The sequence below is a fragment of the Mycobacterium sp. PO1 genome, assembly GCF_017312405.1.
Taxonomy (GTDB): Bacteria; Actinomycetota; Actinomycetes; order Mycobacteriales; family Mycobacteriaceae; genus Mycobacterium.
Genome location: NZ_BLTG01000065.1, coordinates 13,171 through 28,461, shown reverse-complemented (window position 1 = coordinate 28,461; position 15,291 = coordinate 13,171). Strand labels below are relative to the sequence as shown.

Sequence of the window (15,291 nt, the reverse complement as noted above, 5' to 3'; positions counted from 1 at the left end):
GATCGTGCTCCTGGCGGCGATCATGCTGGCCGCCACCTCGTGTGCCGGGGGAGATGACCGCTCCGACGTGTATTCGGCGCCGACCGCCGCCCTCGGGGAGTCGATGGCGGTGCTGGGCTGGAACATGTCGGTCGCCAACCTGCGCTTCGACGCCGACTATGTGCTGGTCGACGTCGACGCATCGCCCTCGCAGGAGGGGGGTGAGCACGTCGCCCCCGGGGACGTCCGGTTCGGGCTCTACGGCGCGCTGGCCCACCCCATCGAGGCCGACGCCGTCGGTGGCTGCGGGGACGTGCCCGACCTGGACATCGACCCCGTGTCGGCGTCGACGCCGGACCGGATGACGGGCACGGTGTGTCTGGGTCCGCTGCGCGACCAGTCGCAGGTGCGGGGCGTGTATGCGTATTCGTCCGAGGACCGGATCGCCGGCACCACCGCGGCCTACCCGGCGGCGTTTCCGGTCGGCGTGCTGCCCACCAACCAGAACGACACCGGTCTGGCGATGAAGACCACCAGCGTCGACGCGTTCCGGGCCGACGGCGCGAAGCTGGACCCGTCGGCGCTGGGCGATCCCACCGCCTTCACCGGCAACGGTTACATGCTCATCGGACTCGAGATCGACGGGCTGGCGGCGCGGTATCGGGAGGAGTCCGCCGAGCGCGGCGGCCCACTGATGGTGGTGGCCGGTCCCACCATCGACGGCCGCGGCCTCAGCCACGCCTGCGACAAGTACGGGGCCTCGGTGCTGGTGCTGCCGGAAGCCTCCCGCGAGCGCGTGCAGGTCCAGGTGTCGCTGTGCACGCAGGGCGAGATCAACAACGCCCTGCTCTATGCGACGGTGTCGATGACGGGGACCCACGCCGCGCTGTGGCTCGTCGATGCCTGAGCTGCGCGAGCCTGAGCCGCCGGGACCCGAACTGCCCGGCCCGACCGAGTGGGGCGACGGCCCCGGGGTCGGGCCGTGGCAGGGGCCGCCGCCCGACGACCCCCGTTACGACCCGGATCTGTTGCGCGACGGAGACACCCGCAACGTCGTCGACGCGTACCGGTATTGGACGCGGGACGCGATCGTTGCCGACATCGACGCACGCCGGCACCGGCTGCACATCGCGATCGAGAACTTCGGCAACGACGCGAACATCGGCGCGGTGGTACGCACCGCCAATGCGTTCGCCGTGCACACCGTGCACATCGTGGGTAGGCGCCGCTGGAACCGGCGCGGAGCCATGGTGACCGACCGTTATCAGCGGTTGTGCCACCACGACACCACGGCCGATCTACTGCGGTTCGCCGCGGGTGCGGGACTCGTGGTCGTGGCCGTGGACAACGTCCCCGGCGCCGCACGGATCGAGGACACGGTCCTGCCGCGAGACTGCCTGCTCGTCTTCGGGCAGGAGGGGCCGGGCATCACCCCCGAGGTGAAGGTTGGGGCCGATGCGACGGTGTCGATCGCACAGTTCGGCTCGACGCGCAGCATCAACGCCGCCGTCGCCGCCGGAATCGCCATGCACACCTGGATCCGTCAGCACGCCGACCTCGGCGATGCCTGGTGACACCGGATGTGTGCGCAGCAGCCACCAGACCGCGACCGCGGCCGAGAGCAGCAGGGCCGCACCGACTCCCGAGGCGACGGCCAGGCCGTGGGTGAAGGCTTCCCGTGCCGGATCGAGCAGCCGTTCGGCCTGCTCGGCCGGCAGTGACTGCGCGGCGTGGATCGCGCTGGGCAGCGAATCCCTTGCCTGCGTGGCGATCTCGGCAGGAAGGCTGGGCGGGACCGACACCGTGCGGTACACCGCGGTCAGGATCGAACCCAAGGTGGCGATGCCGAGCGCCATGCCGAGCTCGTAGGCGGTCTCGGAGACCGCCGCCGCCGAACCCGCGCGCTGCGGGGGGACGCTGGCCAGGATGACGTCGCTGGCCACGGTGAAGGCCAGGCCGAGCCCGACCCCGACGACGAACAGCGCGATGCCCAGCGGCAGGTAGGAGATCGGTGAGATCAGCAGCAGGAACGCCATGAGCGTCCCCATCGCCACCCCGACCAGCGTCAACCCGGCGGTCAGGACCAACCGGTGTGACACATACCGCACAGCGATCCCGGCCAGCACGCCGAACACCGTGGCGGTCACCGCGGCGGGCAGTTCGGCCAGCCCTGCCTGCAGCGGACCGTAGCCCCGCACCAGCTGGAAGTACTGCGACAGGAAGAACACCAGACCCGAAAGGCCCAGCACCGAAAGAAGGTTCGCCACCACCACGCCGGTGAACACCGGGCGGCGGAACAACCGGACGTCGATCAGCGGGACGGGAAGGCGCAGCTGACGGCGCACGAACAGCGTCAACGCGGCGGCGCCGAGCAGCGCGGCCAGCACCGCGTCGATCCGGATACCGTGCGCGGCAGCCGCGATGCCCTCCTTGATCGCGTAGACGACGCCCAACATGCCGACCATGGACAGGCCGACACTCGGCAGATCCCACGGTCCCGGCTCGGGATTGCGATGTTCGGGCAGCAGCACGAGACCGCCGACGACCAGGACGACCATCGCCGGAATGTTGATCAGGAACACCGAGCCCCACCAGAAGTGCTCCAGCAGAACACCTCCGATCACCGGGCCCAGCGCCGCACCGGCCGAGAAGGCCGACGCCCAGATGCCGACGGCGATGCTGCGTTCACGTTGGTCGGGGAACAGCCCGCGGATCAGCGCCAGCGTGGCCGGGGCCAGCGTGGCGCCGGCCATCCCGAGCAGGGCGCGGGTGGCGATGAGCATCTCCGGCGACGACGAGTACGCCGTGATGGCCGATACCACGCCGAATACCGTTGCACCGCAGAGCAACAGCTTCTTGTGTCCGATGCGGTCACCGAGGCTGCCCATGCTGATGAGCAACGCGGCCAGCACGAAGGAGTAGATGTCGCCGATCCACAGCAGCTGGGTGCCGCTGGCCGAGAGGTCGGCGCTGATGAACGGCATCGCCAGTGCGAGCACGGTGCCGTCGACGCCGATGATGAGCACGGCCATGGTCAGGACGCCGAGGGCAAACCAGCGTCTGCTCATTGCTTCACTCCGTTGAGTAGTAGGTCGGTGATCAGTCGGGTTCCGTCGCGTGCGGCGACCCGCCCGGCGCGGATGGACCAGTCGGTCGCGGCGACCAGGCTGTAGAAGGTCTCGGTCAGCCAGGCTGCGGGCAGTTCGGGCCGGAACACCCCGTCCTGCTGGCCGCGCAGGAAGAGTTCGGTGATCGTCGAGTCGATCTCACCCCACACCTCTATGCAGGTGTCCGGATCCTCCTGGCTCTGGCTGTAGAGCAGCGCGAGGTACGGGGAGATCGGCTCGCAGGCGGTCACCAGCCGTCGCAATGCCTCGTCGGCGGGCCCTTCATGCAGCCGGACGGCGGCCAGCACCTCGGACATCTCGGCGATGGCGAGCTCCTCGAGCGCCGTCATCAGCGCGGAGCGCCCGGCGAAGTGCCGGTGCAGTGTTGCGCGGCTGACGCCGACCGCCGAGGCGATCTCGTCCTGTGTCGCGTTCGGCCGCCGGCCGAGGTAATCGGCGGCGGCGCGCAACAGATCTTCACGCGTGGACATGAGACGACTATAGCTCAGATGAGACAAATTTGTCTCATAGCGCTTCGGGTGGCTGGTGAGGCAGGATCGACGGATGGATCAGTTGTGGGCCAACCGCGCCGCCAGCGCAGAAGCCGCGATCGCCCGGCGGCATCTCAGGCGGTTGTGGGGGCTGCCCGGGACGCAACTCGGGGTGGTGGCCTGGCCCGCCGCCCCGCGCTACCGCCGCTTCGGCACCTGGCACTACTGGTGGCAGGCCCATCTGCTGGACAACCTCGTCGATGCGCAGCGGCGCGACCCGACCGAGGCGCGGCAGAAGCAGATCACCCGCCAGATCTGCGGGCACCGGCTGCGCAACGTCGGTCGCTGGACCAACGACTACTACGACGACATGGCCTGGTTGGCGCTCGCGCTGGAGCGGGCCGGCCGGATCGCCGGTGTCGAACGGACCAAGGCGCTGGAGACGCTGACCGAGCAGTTCGTCACGGCCTGGGTGCCTGAGGACGGCGGCGGGATCCCGTGGCGCAAGCAGGACCAGTTCTTCAACGCGCCGGCCAACGGGCCCGCTGCCATCTTCCTGGCCCGGCACGGCGAACGGCTGCGCCGGGCCCAGCAGATGGCCGACTGGATCGACGAGACACTGATCGATCCGGAGACCCACCTGGTGTTCGATGGCATCAAGGCCGGGTCTCTGGTCCGTGCCCAGTACACCTACTGCCAGGGCGTGGTGCTGGGACTGGAGACGGAACTCGCCGCACGCACCGAGGACTCCCGGCACGCGCAGCGGGTGCACCGGCTGGTGGCCGCCGTCGCCGAGAACATGGCACCCGACGGAGTGATCAAGGGCGCCGGCGGTGGCGACGGCGGGCTGTTCAACGGAATCCTGGCGCGTTACCTCGCGTTGGTGACGACCATGCTCCCCGGACACGCGCCCGACGACGACACGGCGCGCGACACCGCCCGCTCGATCGTGCTGGCCTCGGCGCGCGCGGCGTGGGACGGCCGGCAGACGGCCGAGGAGCTGCCACTGTTCAGCGCGTTCTGGGACCGCCCCGCCCAGGTGCCGACCCCGGCCGGAGGGGACGCGCAGTTCGTCGACGGAGCGGTGAACTCGTCGGAGATACCCGAGCGGGACCTGTCGGTACAGCTGGCGGGATGGATGCTGATGGAGGCCGCGCACACCGTCGCGGGCGACGAATCGGAAACCGTCGCGGGCGACGAATCGGAAACCGTCGCGGGCGACGAATCTGGTGAGTGAGCTCCCGTCGTCGCGGGGTTTCCCGCTGCTGCCGTCGCGGCGGGTCAACCGCGGGTCGAAGACCACGTCGACATCGGACAACACCGCCGCCGCGCTACTGCTCGGGTTCACCGTCATCGCCATCCTGTGGGCCAATTCGCCGTGGGCGCAGAGTTATTCAGAGCTGCTCGAGACCCATCTCGGTGTCGCATTCGGCGACCACCACTTCGACATGTCGGTCAAGCACTTCGTCAACGACGCGTTGATGGCGTTCTTCTTCTTCATCGTCGGACTCGAGGTCAAACGTGAATTCACCATCGGCGAGCTGACCGACCGCTCGCGCGCGGCGGTGCCCGTCGTCGCTGCCGCGGCCGGTCTGGTGTTGCCGGCGGTGGTGTTCCTGGCGTTCAACCCGTCCGGGGAGAACGCCGCGGCGTGGGGCGTGGTGATCTCGACCGACACCGCCTTCCTCGTCGGTGCGCTGGCCCTCATCCGGCCGATGTTCCCCGCCCGGGTGCGGGTTTTCCTGCTCACCTTGGCGGTGGTCGACGACGTCGGTGCGCTCGGCGCGATCGCGCTGTTCTATTCCGACAGCATCCAGGTCGTGCCGCTGCTCAGCGCGGTCGCGCTGCTGGCGGCGCTGGCGTCGGTGAGGTTCCTGCCCACGGCCCGCGGGCCCGCCTACGCGGTGCTCGGTGTGGCGTTGTGGATTGCGCTGTACCTGGCCGGTGTGCACCCGACGCTGGCCGGCGTCGCGGTCGCCCTGCTGATCCCGGTGTTCACCCCCGAGCGACGGCCGGTGGAGCAGGCCGTCGAGCAGATCCGCGCCTTCCGGCAGTCCCCGAACTCGCAGTACGCGCGCGCGGCCAGCCGCTCGCTGCGGGAGTCGATCTCGATCAACGAACGGCTGCAGGAAAGCGTCGGGCCTGCAGTGTCATTTGTCATCCTGCCTTTGTTCGCGTTGGTCAACGCCGGGGTTCGTCTCGATGCGCAAACCCTGTCCACCGCTGTGCGGTCGTCGCTGACCTGGGGCATCATCGCCGGGCTGGTGTTGGGCAAGTTCGTCGGCATCACCGCCGCCACCTGGTTCATGCGTCGTAGCGGTCTGGGTGTACTGGTGCCGGGCCTGACGTTGCGGCGTATCGCCGGCGGCGCCGCACTGTCCGGAATCGGCTTCACCATCTCGCTGTTCATCGTCGACATCGCGATCGCCGAACCCGAACGCCAGGATCAGGCCCGCATCGGTGTGCTGGCGGCGTCGGTGCTGGCGTTCGTGTTCGGCTGGGCGGTGTTCCGCATCACCGACTGGCTCAGCCCGCCCGAACCGGTCGGGCTCAAGCTGCTGCGGCCGGTGGATCCCGACCGCGATCACGTCCGCGGGCGGCACGACGCACCGCTGACGCTGGTCGAGTACGGCGACTTCGAGTGCCCGTTCTGCAGTCGCGCGACCGGTTCCATCGACGAGGTGCGCGATCACTTCGGCGACCGCCTGCGGTACGTCTGGCGACATTTCCCGCTGGAACGGGCCCACCCCCGGGCGTTCGACGCGGCCCGGGCCAGCGAAGCGGCGGCGCTGCAGGGCAGGTTCTGGGAGATGGCCCGCGAGCTGTTCGCCCATCAGGACGACCTGGAGTGGTCGGACATGTATCGCTATGCGGTCGCGGCGGGCTGCGACATCGATCAGTTCGACCAGGATGTGCGCGTGCACTCGTCGAAGGTGCTGCACCGGGTAACCGACGACGCCGAGGACGCCGAGGCGATGGACCTCAACGCGACACCCACGCTGTTCGTCAACGGGCTGCGCCACAGAGGCCCGTGGGACGCCGCCAGCCTGATCCGCGCGCTCGAAGAGGATCGTTCACCGAAGGCGTAGCCCACCGGCGAAACCTGTGCGAAACAGCACGCATCTGTATTTAACATGCGCCATTTAGTATTCGGCATTGACCTTATGAATACGTAAAGCTACATTCTGTATACGTAATATGGATCACAGATACAGGTAGGTGTGATGGCATCGTCAGTCGTCGGGCACGCCGTGGTGAACAAGCTTCGCCATGCACTGCTCACGGGCGAAATCGGCGCCGGAGTGCGGCTGTCGTATTCGAAGCTGGCAGAGCAGTTCGGGGTCAGCCGGATACCGGTGCGCGACGCGATGCAGGCACTCGTTGCCGAGGGGCTGGTCGTCATGCTCGACGGCATCCCGTACTCGCGGCGGCTGTCCATCCTCGAACTACAGGAACTGTACGAGCTGCGGATGGCGGTCGAGCCCACGCTGACCCAGATGGCGGTACCGCAGATCGGTCGCGCCGAAATCATCCAGATGACCGGGCACTACGAAACGATGTCCGAAACCACCGACGTCGTCGAGTGGCTGGAAGCCAACGCCAACTTCCACGCCACCATGTATCACCGGGCGAACCGGCCGATGACCATCGCGCACATAGATCAGCTTCGTAAGCTCGCCGACCGCTACCTCTATCTGCACCTGGCGGTGATCGGCAACGTCGAGCATCTCCAAGAAGAACACGCCGCGATTCTCGAGGCCGCTAAAACCGGGGACGGCCCAGCGCTGTACGCGCTAACCCGCACTCATCTCGAAACCTCCCACGAGTTCATCGTCCGATATCTGCTGGCCAACGACGAGGTCAGCTCCTGAGTCTGACCCCTGGGTTCGCCTGGAGGGCAGGGATTTTCGGCGCCGACACCGACGACGACGCCGACCTGGTCGACCGAGCCGAGAAAGGAAAACAGTGAACAGAACCAAACGAGCCATTGGCGCGGTCTCCAGTGCCGCTCTCCTGCTGACAGCGTGCAGTAGCGGAGGTGGCAGTGCCGACGATGACGTGATCAAATTCGGCTGGCTGAACGGCATCACCGGCGACTACTCGTCGTACTACGAGCCGTCACAAGCCGCTGTCTCGGTGGCCATTGACGAAATCAACGACAACGGGGGAGTGCTCGGCAAACCCGTCGAACTTGTCGCCGCGGACAACCTGTCCACTGTCGAAGGTGCTGTTCAGGGCTTCTCTCGGCTGGTCGACGTCGAGGGTGTGGTGGCCGTCGGCGGCGTCGAGTCGACGGGCGGCCTCGCCATTCGTGACAGTGCCAACGAGCTGGAGATCCCGGTATTCTGCCCAGGCTGCGGCACCCCGGAACTCGACGATGCCGGCGGCGAATACATCTGGCGTATCACCGGTTCGGACACCGACGGCGGCACCATCGCGGCGCAGTTCGCCCGCGACGAGGGAATCCAGCGGGTCGCCATCATGGCGCAGAACACCGAAGGTTTGTCCGAACCCGCCGACATCTTCAAGGAAGTGTTCGAGGAAGGCGTCGGCGGTGAGGTCGTCGCCGACGTCCGGTTCAACCCGGGCCGATCCTCCTATCAGGCCGAGCTGGCCCAGGCGTTCGACGCGAACCCCGACGCGGTCTACCTCGCCGCCGGGCACGAAGCAGGGTCGGTGATTCTGCGGGAATGGCAACGCCGCGGATACGGCGGAAAGTTCTTCGTCTCGCCCGACCTCGTCACGCCCCCCATCGGCTCGCTGATGCCAGAACTGGAAGACGGGGTGGCCGTAGGCGCGATCGCCGCCTACGACACCGAATCACCGGCCTACCAGAGCTTTGCGGAGCGCTTCAAAGCCAAGACCGGGGAGGATCCGGCGGCCGGGGTCTACGACGCGAACCAATACGACCAGTACATCGCGTTGGCGCTGGCCATCACCAAGGCGGAAAGCACCGAAGGTGCCGACATCGCGGCCGCTATCCCCGAGGTGCTCAGTCCCGGCGGCGTCGAGGTGTTCTCCTACGCCGACGGTGTTCGGGAGCTCGAAGCGGGCAACGAGATCAACTATCACGGCGCCTCGGGAACTCTGGACCTCAACGACGCCAACAACCTGGCCGCGCCGCTGTTCGGTGAACAGTTCATCGTCGACGGCGCCTGGACGCAGGTCGACGTGCTCGAGCTCGATCCGGCACTGAGCGAGGTACTCGATCGCTAGCCGGTGAGGTGGGCGGTCACCCCGGTGGCCGCCCACCCCAGCGCGCACTCGACGCATTCCTCCGTCAACGCCCGAAAGGCAGTGCAGTGCAGTACGTCATATTCGGCCTGGTGACCGGGAGCATTCTCGCCATGGCCACCGTCGGGTTCTCGATGGTCCGTCAAACCGAGGGATTCCTGAACATCGCCCACGGCCAATTCCTCGCCCTCGCTGCGTTTGTCGGCCTCTTTGCCAGCCGTGATCTCGGCATGCCGACATGGTTTGCCGCATTGTTCGCCGCCGCCACCACCGGGGTGGCTGCGGTAGTGCTATCGGTGGTGGTATTCGAGCCGATCCGACAAAAGGGCGTCCTCGTGCAGCTCTTCTCGTCGGTCGGGGTCGCTTACATCATCTACGGGCTGCTGGTGATGATCTTCGGCGCCAACCTGCAACACTACGAGGTCTCGTTCGGCACCTCGTACTCCGTGGCCGGAATGCAGATCTCCTTCGGCGAGATCGCGATCATGGCGACCGCCGCGGTGGCCATCCTGGCACTGCACGTCTTCTTGACCAAGACGCCGGCAGGGATCTCGGTGCGCGCGGTGGCCACCAACCCGGACTTGGCCAGAGTTCGTGGGATCTCGACTCGGTTGGTGTCCTACCAGGTCTGGTTCATCGCCGGCTTTCTCGCCGGACTGGCCGGCGTGATGATCGGCATCATCGGCTCGGTGGGCCCCGAATTAGGCTGGCAGAACATCATTCTCATTCTGGCCGCCGCAGTACTTGGTGGCCTCGGCAGCACCTACGGGGTCATCATGGCCAGCCTCTTGTTGGGACTGGCGATGGACCTCAGTGCGCTACTCATCCCGACGTCCTATCGCACCGTCGTGGCCTTCGCAGCGCTGATCATCGTGCTGTTGTTCAAGCCGAGCGGCCTGTTCAGTGTGCGGCAGCGGAAGCAGGCGGCCTGATGCAGTCATTGATCGTTTTTCTGGTGGGGGTGTTGACCCTCGCCGCCATCTATGCAGCCCTGGCAATGGTGTTGAATCTGGTCGCCGGTTGGGCGGGCATGTGGGACCTCGGGGTTGCCGGCCTGGTCGCCGTGGCGGCGTACACCTACATCATCGTGACCCAGACGAAAGTGGATTCGGGCCTGTGGTTCGCGCCGGGCTGGTCGATGGCGACCGGCATAGTCGCTGCCGTCGCCGTCACCGCGGTGGCCGCGTTGATTGTCGCGCTCCCGGCGATTCGGCTGCGGGGAGAGTACTTCCTGATCACCACGCTCGCCTTCGCCGAAGTCATCCACCAGTTGATCATCAGTGAGGACAAGCTGACCCGGGGCGCCACCGGATTCTCGTCGATCGACCGGCCGTTAAGTGACCTGGTACCGGCGAGCGACTACCGGTGGGTGCTGCTCGGGCTGGCCCTGGCGGTCGCGCTCGGTGTCTACCTACTGACCAACCGGCTGTCCAAGACACCGTTCGTCCGGGTGTTGCGGGCGAGCCGGGATAACGAGGCGGTTGCCCGATCGCTGGGCAAGAACGTCGTACGGTACCGCATCGTCACCTACGTACTGGCCGGCGCGTTGATCGCTGTGATCACCCCGCTGTATCTGTGGCATGTACGCAGCGTGGTGCCCTCGCTGTTCGTCTCCGAGCTGACCTTCGTGGTGTGGACCGCGCTGGTCGTCGGAGGGATGGCCAGCCGTAGGGGACCGGTGATCGGTGCGACGCTGCTGATCGTGTGCACCGAACTGCTGACCTTCCTACAGGGTTCAGCCGAGTACGCACAGATTCTGGCCGCGACCCGGCCGCTGATCCTGGGCCTGCTCCTCGTCCTGGTACTGCGGTTCCGCCCGGAGGGCCTGTCCAGCGAGAGATCGGCGTTCCGGTTCAGCGAGGCTGATCTGCTGCCGGACAAGACTTCCGAAACCAAGGCGGTGCCATGACGATGGCTGAATCAGACGACGTGGTCTTGCGCGCGGACAACGTGACGAAGTCCTTCGGCGGCGTGACCGCGGTCGACGGAGTGGCGCTGCGCGCCCGCAAGGGCACCATCACAGCCGTGATCGGACCGAACGGCGCCGACAAGACCAGCCTGTTCAATGTGCTGACCGGGTTCGACCAGCCGGATACCGGTGAGGTCGTGTTGTACGGACGGCGTATCGACCGGGAACCGGCGTGGAAGATCGCTCGGCGCGGGATGGTTCGGTCATTTCAGACTCCGGTCGGCTTTCCGCTGCTGTCGGTGTGGGAGAACCTCATGACCGCCGGTGCCGACCAATCGGAATCCTTGTGGTCAGCTGTTTTTCGTCGGTCTCGCTGGACCCGTCAGGAGCGCGAACTCGCTTCTCGGGCGGATCGTCTGCTCGACGAGATCGGGCTTGGAGCGGTCAAGGATCAGCGGCTGGAGGACCTCACCGCCGGTCAGACCAAGCTCGTCGACTTCGCCCGGTTGATGATGGTGCAGCCGCAGATGGTGCTGCTCGACGAGCCGGCAGCCGGAGTAGCTCCCAGTGGAATCGGCAAGTTGTCCGAACAGGTCAGTGACATGCGAGCGCGTGGGATCACCCTGTTGATCATCGACCACAACATCCAGTTCGTCTTCGCGGTGTCGGACTACGTGTACGTGATGGCCGAAGGCCGAGTGGTGGTTTCCGGCACACCCGGGGAGATCGCCGAGCATCCGACGGTCGCCGAGATCTACTTGGGGAGTGCCACATGACGCTGCTTGACGTCCGGGGCGTCACTGCCGGCTACGGCAAGTTGCCCGTCATCCACGACGTCTCCTTGTCGGTCCGGGAAAGCGAGACAGTCGCGCTGGTCGGGCCCAACGGCGCGGGCAAGTCCACGCTGTTGAAGACTGTGTTCCGGCTGCTCAAACCGATGTCCGGGCAGATCGAGTTCTCGGGTTCGGATTTGAAGGCCATTCCGACCGAACGGATGGTGCGCAAGGGTATGGCCTATGTGCCCCAGGGGGGCAACACTTTTCCGACCCTCACCGTCGAAGAGAACATCCGTGTCGCGGCGATGCCGTTGGGCAGGTCCAAGACCGCCGCCGCGCTGGACACAGCGCTGGACCGATTCCCGTCTCTGCGCAAACGGCGCAACAGCAGCGCCTCCACGCTTTCCGGCGGCGAGCGCCAGATGCTCGCTGTCGCCGGCGCATTGGCCTCCAACCCGACCTTTCTGGCGCTGGACGAACCGACGACCGGTCTGGCTCCGACAATTGTGCAGGAACTGATCAGTCGCCTGGCCGACGCGGCCGACAGCGGTGTCGGTGTGCTGTGGGTGGTGGAGGAGAACCCCGCGGCGATCCTGCCGCACTGCAGCCGGGTGCACATCATGCAAGGTGGCCGCATCGGTGAGGAGCAGGATGTCGCCACGGTGCTGCAGGACGAAGGTTTGCGACGGCTCTTCTTCGGCATCGACGAGGCTTCCTCGTAGGCGAATCGTGCCAGGGCCACTAATCGCAAGTACAGCAAGAGAATACGGTTTTAAGTCAGTGTTGTCGTGGGCGGTAATCCGCCGGGGAGGAAGTGCGCTTCATGTCGAGCTCGGGTAGCCAGACGCATACCGTGGAGTTCCTGGTCGAGGAGCGAGTTACGGTCAGCGACGGTCTGGTCTTCGTGTCGGGTCTGACCGCCGCCGACCCTGAGGTCGGCATACCGGCTCAGGCTGCGGTCTCGCCTGAGTTCCCCTATTACGGAGCTGACATCCAGCGGCAGACGACCTACATTCTGGAGAAACTCAGCAGGTTGCTCGAATCGGTGGGTGCCAACCTCGGGGCCGTCGTCAAGACTCAGGTGTTCCTCACCGACTGCCGGTTGTTCGACGCCTTCGACCAGGTGTGGAAGCGCTTCTTTCCGATGCCGCCGCCACGCACGACAGTGGGTGTCGGTTCGGACGCGATGCCGGTGCCGGGCGCGCTGGTCTCGGTGGACGTCATCGCGGCACAGCCTGAGGTCCTCGCGGTCACACAGGTCGACAGCCCGCGGTTACCGAAGCCGCTCGCCAACTACACGCCCTGCGTCGCGGCGGGGGATTGGCTGTTTCTTGCCGGCCAGCTGCCAACAGAATTCGGTGTGACCGGCTTGGCCCCAGCGGCGACGGTGAATCCGAACTTCCCCCATCATGTCTCACCGCTGGTGGCCCAAGCCACCTTCACCCTCGGCATCTGCACCACGCTGCTAGAGGACGCGGGGAGTAACTGGGACCAGGTGGTCCGCGTTCATGTGTTCTTGAAGAACGTTGCCGATGCACCGTTGTTCGAGGCGTTGTGGAACGACATGTTCGACGCCGGTCCTCCGCCGTCTCTGGTCATCGGGGTGGATGAACTGCTGACCGGCGGTGCCCTCATCGAGGTCGACGTCATCGCGATCCGGGCGGCTACCCCCAAACAGGTCCGCACCGCGCCGGACGGCACCGTCGCTGTCGGTGCCAACGCGACGCTGTTCGCCGTGGCCCGGGCTGGGGTGGTCGAGCATGCACACCGGGTGCTCGCCGTCGAGGCGGCTGTGACCACAGCTCTTTCGAGCGCCGGTCAGGCCGCCGGAGACGGCGCGCGCCCGGTCAAGCTGCACGCTTTTCTACCCCACCCGCAGGACACGTTCGGGTTCGGTCGTGGACTCGACAGCGTCGCTCAGGCAGCCGCTGTCACAACCTCGCCGTCGGTCGGCGCCACCGGCGTGGCGATGGAGATCGTCTACCGCGCCGAGAGCTAGCCCTTCCGCGCTAGGTCGTCTGTTCGCCGGACTCCATGGGCGGGGTCGGGATGCCGGCTCGCTTGGCGGCCTTGCGGCGCTTGTACCACTCGACGGCGATGGGCAGCACCGACAGGAGCACGATGCCGATGACGATGGGCTCGAGCAGCTTCTGGATGATCTCGATGCGCCCCAGCCAATACCCCAGCAGCGTCAGACCGACCCCCCATACGACCGCGCCGACGGCGTTGTACAGCGTGAACACCGCGTAGTTCATCCTTGCTGCGCCGGCGGTGATCGGGGCCAGCGTGCGGACGATCGGCACGAACCGGGCGATGACGATCGCGAACGGGCCGCGCTGCTCGAAGAACAGGTGGGCCTCGTCGAGGTACCTCTGCTTGAGGAACCGGGCGTTGGGCTTGAACATGGCGGTGCCGACGTTGCGGCCGATCCAGTAGCCGACCTGCGCGCCGAGGATCGCGGCGATCGGGATGAACAGCAGCAGCTGCCACAGCTGGAAGTTCACGTCGGCGACGTTGCCCTCCGCGGACGCCGTGGAGATGCCCGCGGCCAGCATTCCCGCCACGAACAGCAGCGAATCTCCTGGAAGGATCGGGAACAGCACGCCGGACTCGACGAACACCACCACGAGCAGGCCGACCAACGCCCACGTGCCGAAGTAGCTCAGCAGGTTGATGGGGTCCAGAAAGTCGGGCATCAGGGCGAGATTGTCGATGACCACGGCTCCCTAGGGTACCGGCGCTAGGGTTCATACATGTCCTCCCACAAGGCCGTGCAGGTTCCCGCCGCCAACGAGGCGCTGACCGTCGTCGAGGTCGACACCGTGTCACCACCGCCGGGACATGTGCGCCTCGACGTGGCCGCCTGCGGTGTGTGCGGCACCGACCGCGAGTTCTACGCGGGCCACTTCCCGGGTCTGCAGTGGCCGCTGACGCTCGGTCATGAGATCGCCGGGACCGTGGCCGAGGTCGGCGATGGCGTCGAGGACTTCGCCATGGGCGATCGGGTGGCGGTCGGCTGGTTCGGCGGCAACTGCAACCGCTGCATTCCGTGCCGCAAGGGTCTCTTCATGCAGTGCGAGCGGATGCAGGTGCCCAGCTGGCACTACCCCGGCGGTTATGCCGAGTCGGTCACCGTCCCGTGGACCGCGTTGGCGCGGGTGCCCGAGGGGTTGTCGTTCGTCGAGGCCGCGCCGATGGGATGCGCGGGCGTGACGACGTTCAACGGGCTGCGGCAGACCCGCGCCAAGGCCGGGGACCTGGTCGCCATTCTGGGCGTCGGCGGGCTCGGGCACCTCGGTGTCCAGTGGGCGCGGGCCATGGGCTTCGAGACGGTCGCGATCGCGCGCGGTAGCGGCAAGGCCGATGAAGCCAGGCAGTTGGGCGCCCACCACTACATCGACTCGACAGCGCAGGACGTCGCGGCGGAGCTGCAGAAGCTCGGCGGTGCCGCCGTCGTGCTGGCCACGGCGAACAACGCCGAGGCAATGGCCGCAACCGTCGGCGGGCTCGGTCCGGCCGGGGAACTGGTCGCAGTCGGCGTGACGCCGGAGAATCTGCCGATCAGCCCGCTCGACATCATCAACTCGGGGCTGTCGGTGACCGGGCACCCGTCCGGCACCGCGCGCGACGTGGAGGAGACGCTGCACTTCGCGCTGCTGACCGGAGTGCGCGCCATGGTGGAAGAACGACCGCTCGCCCAGGCCGCCGAGGCTTTCGAGGCGATGGACGCCGGCCGCGCGCGCTACCGCATGGTGCTCACCACCTGATCGTCCGCGCACCGGGCCGGGCGAGGC

The 15,291-nt window shown here is 66.9% G+C and carries 14 protein-coding genes and 1 pseudogene; 12 read left to right on the top strand and 3 right to left on the bottom strand.

Translation table 11 applies throughout. The annotated features are described in order from the left end of the window. The first annotated feature begins 22 nt into the window (after positions 1–22). Together J3476_RS19940 and J3476_RS19935 are read left to right on the top strand one after the other, a co-directional pair. Positions 23–886 (top strand): hypothetical protein, encoded by an 864-nt coding sequence (locus J3476_RS19940; RefSeq protein ID WP_207068129.1) that lies wholly within the window; start codon positions 23–25, stop codon positions 884–886. Next, on the top strand, positions 879–1,553 hold the full coding sequence (locus tag J3476_RS19935; protein ID WP_207068099.1) for an RNA methyltransferase: 675 nt from the start codon (positions 879–881) through the stop codon (positions 1,551–1,553). Before J3476_RS19940 ends, J3476_RS19935 begins: the two co-directional genes overlap by 8 nt. On the opposite strand, the pseudogene J3476_RS19930 reads toward J3476_RS19935, so the two are convergent. Then, positions 1,443–3,047 (bottom strand): annotated as a pseudogene (locus J3476_RS19930) (MFS transporter); the annotation flags it as partial. The gene J3476_RS19935 and the pseudogene J3476_RS19930 overlap by 111 nt on opposite strands. Further along, a complete protein-coding gene (locus tag J3476_RS19925) occupies positions 3,044–3,577 on the bottom strand; it encodes a TetR/AcrR family transcriptional regulator (RefSeq protein ID WP_207068098.1) in 534 nt (177 codons plus the stop codon). The gene J3476_RS19925 and the pseudogene J3476_RS19930, both read right to left, overlap by 4 nt. A 73-nt stretch (positions 3,578–3,650) precedes the next feature. Here J3476_RS19925 and J3476_RS19920 point away from each other — a divergent pair, with 73 nt between their 5' ends. The 9 genes from J3476_RS19920 to J3476_RS19880 all read left to right on the top strand — a co-directional run bounded on the left by J3476_RS19920 (position 3,651) and on the right by J3476_RS19880 (position 13,496). Continuing rightward, positions 3,651–4,814, top strand: a complete 1,164-nt coding sequence (locus tag J3476_RS19920) for a glycoside hydrolase family 76 protein (RefSeq protein ID WP_207068097.1) — start codon at positions 3,651–3,653, stop codon at positions 4,812–4,814. Further along, entirely contained in the window at positions 4,807–6,666 is a 1,860-nt protein-coding gene (gene nhaA / locus J3476_RS19915; RefSeq protein ID WP_207068096.1) for a Na+/H+ antiporter NhaA, read from the top strand. The genes J3476_RS19920 and nhaA overlap by 8 nt, the downstream gene beginning before the upstream one ends. Before the next feature lie 135 nt (positions 6,667–6,801). Further along, complete coding sequence (locus tag J3476_RS19910; RefSeq protein WP_207068095.1) at positions 6,802–7,449, top strand: GntR family transcriptional regulator; 648 nt, start codon at positions 6,802–6,804, stop codon at positions 7,447–7,449. 94 nt (positions 7,450–7,543) lie between these two features. Next, positions 7,544–8,794 carry an ABC transporter substrate-binding protein gene (locus tag J3476_RS19905; RefSeq protein ID WP_207068094.1) on the top strand — a complete coding sequence of 417 codons (1,251 nt, stop codon included), beginning with the start codon at positions 7,544–7,546 and terminating at the stop codon, positions 8,792–8,794. Positions 8,795–8,880: 86 nt separating this feature from the next. Then, the gene (locus tag J3476_RS19900; protein WP_286183392.1) at positions 8,881–9,744 is read left to right on the top strand and encodes a branched-chain amino acid ABC transporter permease; all 864 of its coding nucleotides are present in this window, start codon (positions 8,881–8,883) and stop codon (positions 9,742–9,744) included. Further along, a complete protein-coding gene (locus tag J3476_RS19895) occupies positions 9,744–10,721 on the top strand; it encodes a branched-chain amino acid ABC transporter permease (protein ID WP_207068093.1) in 978 nt (325 codons plus the stop codon). Before J3476_RS19900 ends, J3476_RS19895 begins: the two co-directional genes overlap by 1 nt. Before the next feature lie 2 nt (positions 10,722–10,723). Then, the gene (locus J3476_RS19890; RefSeq protein ID WP_286183391.1) at positions 10,724–11,497 is read left to right on the top strand and encodes an ABC transporter ATP-binding protein; all 774 of its coding nucleotides are present in this window, start codon (positions 10,724–10,726) and stop codon (positions 11,495–11,497) included. After that, the gene (locus J3476_RS19885) at positions 11,494–12,219 is read left to right on the top strand and encodes an ABC transporter ATP-binding protein (protein ID WP_207068091.1); all 726 of its coding nucleotides are present in this window, start codon (positions 11,494–11,496) and stop codon (positions 12,217–12,219) included. The genes J3476_RS19890 and J3476_RS19885 overlap by 4 nt, the downstream gene beginning before the upstream one ends. Positions 12,220–12,320: 101 nt before the next feature. Then, positions 12,321–13,496, top strand: coding sequence for a RidA family protein (locus J3476_RS19880; RefSeq protein ID WP_207068090.1), 1,176 nt, complete (start codon positions 12,321–12,323; stop codon positions 13,494–13,496). A gap of 10 nt (positions 13,497–13,506) precedes the next feature. Here J3476_RS19880 and J3476_RS19875 read toward each other — a convergent pair whose 3' ends face one another. Further along, a complete protein-coding gene (locus J3476_RS19875) occupies positions 13,507–14,193 on the bottom strand; it encodes a VTT domain-containing protein (protein ID WP_207068127.1) in 687 nt (228 codons plus the stop codon). A 57-nt stretch (positions 14,194–14,250) separates the two neighbouring features. Here J3476_RS19875 and J3476_RS19870 point away from each other — a divergent pair, with 57 nt between their 5' ends. Beyond that, positions 14,251–15,264, top strand: a complete 1,014-nt coding sequence (locus J3476_RS19870; protein ID WP_207068089.1) for an alcohol dehydrogenase catalytic domain-containing protein — start codon at positions 14,251–14,253, stop codon at positions 15,262–15,264. The last annotated feature ends 27 nt before the right edge of the window (positions 15,265–15,291 follow it).

What these genes read in the sequence shown, in the direction of transcription:
- J3476_RS19935 (WP_207068099.1), top strand. Translation starts at nt 879, where the DNA reads ATGCCTGAGCTGCGCGAGCCTGAGCCGCCGGGACCCGAACTGCCCGGC.
- J3476_RS19895 (WP_207068093.1), top strand. Translation starts at nt 9,744, where the DNA reads ATGCAGTCATTGATCGTTTTTCTGGTGGGGGTGTTGACCCTCGCCGCC.
- J3476_RS19910 (WP_207068095.1), top strand. Translation starts at nt 6,802, where the DNA reads ATGGCATCGTCAGTCGTCGGGCACGCCGTGGTGAACAAGCTTCGCCAT.
- J3476_RS19885 (WP_207068091.1), top strand. Translation starts at nt 11,494, where the DNA reads ATGACGCTGCTTGACGTCCGGGGCGTCACTGCCGGCTACGGCAAGTTG.
- J3476_RS19925 (WP_207068098.1), bottom strand. Translation starts at nt 3,577, where the DNA reads ATGTCCACGCGTGAAGATCTGTTGCGCGCCGCCGCCGATTACCTCGGC.
- J3476_RS19920 (WP_207068097.1), top strand. Translation starts at nt 3,651, where the DNA reads ATGGATCAGTTGTGGGCCAACCGCGCCGCCAGCGCAGAAGCCGCGATC.
- J3476_RS19880 (WP_207068090.1), top strand. Translation starts at nt 12,321, where the DNA reads ATGTCGAGCTCGGGTAGCCAGACGCATACCGTGGAGTTCCTGGTCGAG.
- J3476_RS19870 (WP_207068089.1), top strand. Translation starts at nt 14,251, where the DNA reads ATGTCCTCCCACAAGGCCGTGCAGGTTCCCGCCGCCAACGAGGCGCTG.
- J3476_RS19875 (WP_207068127.1), bottom strand. Translation starts at nt 14,193, where the DNA reads ATGCCCGACTTTCTGGACCCCATCAACCTGCTGAGCTACTTCGGCACG.
- J3476_RS19890 (WP_286183391.1), top strand. Translation starts at nt 10,724, where the DNA reads ATGGCTGAATCAGACGACGTGGTCTTGCGCGCGGACAACGTGACGAAG.
- J3476_RS19940 (WP_207068129.1), top strand. Translation starts at nt 23, where the DNA reads ATGCTGGCCGCCACCTCGTGTGCCGGGGGAGATGACCGCTCCGACGTG.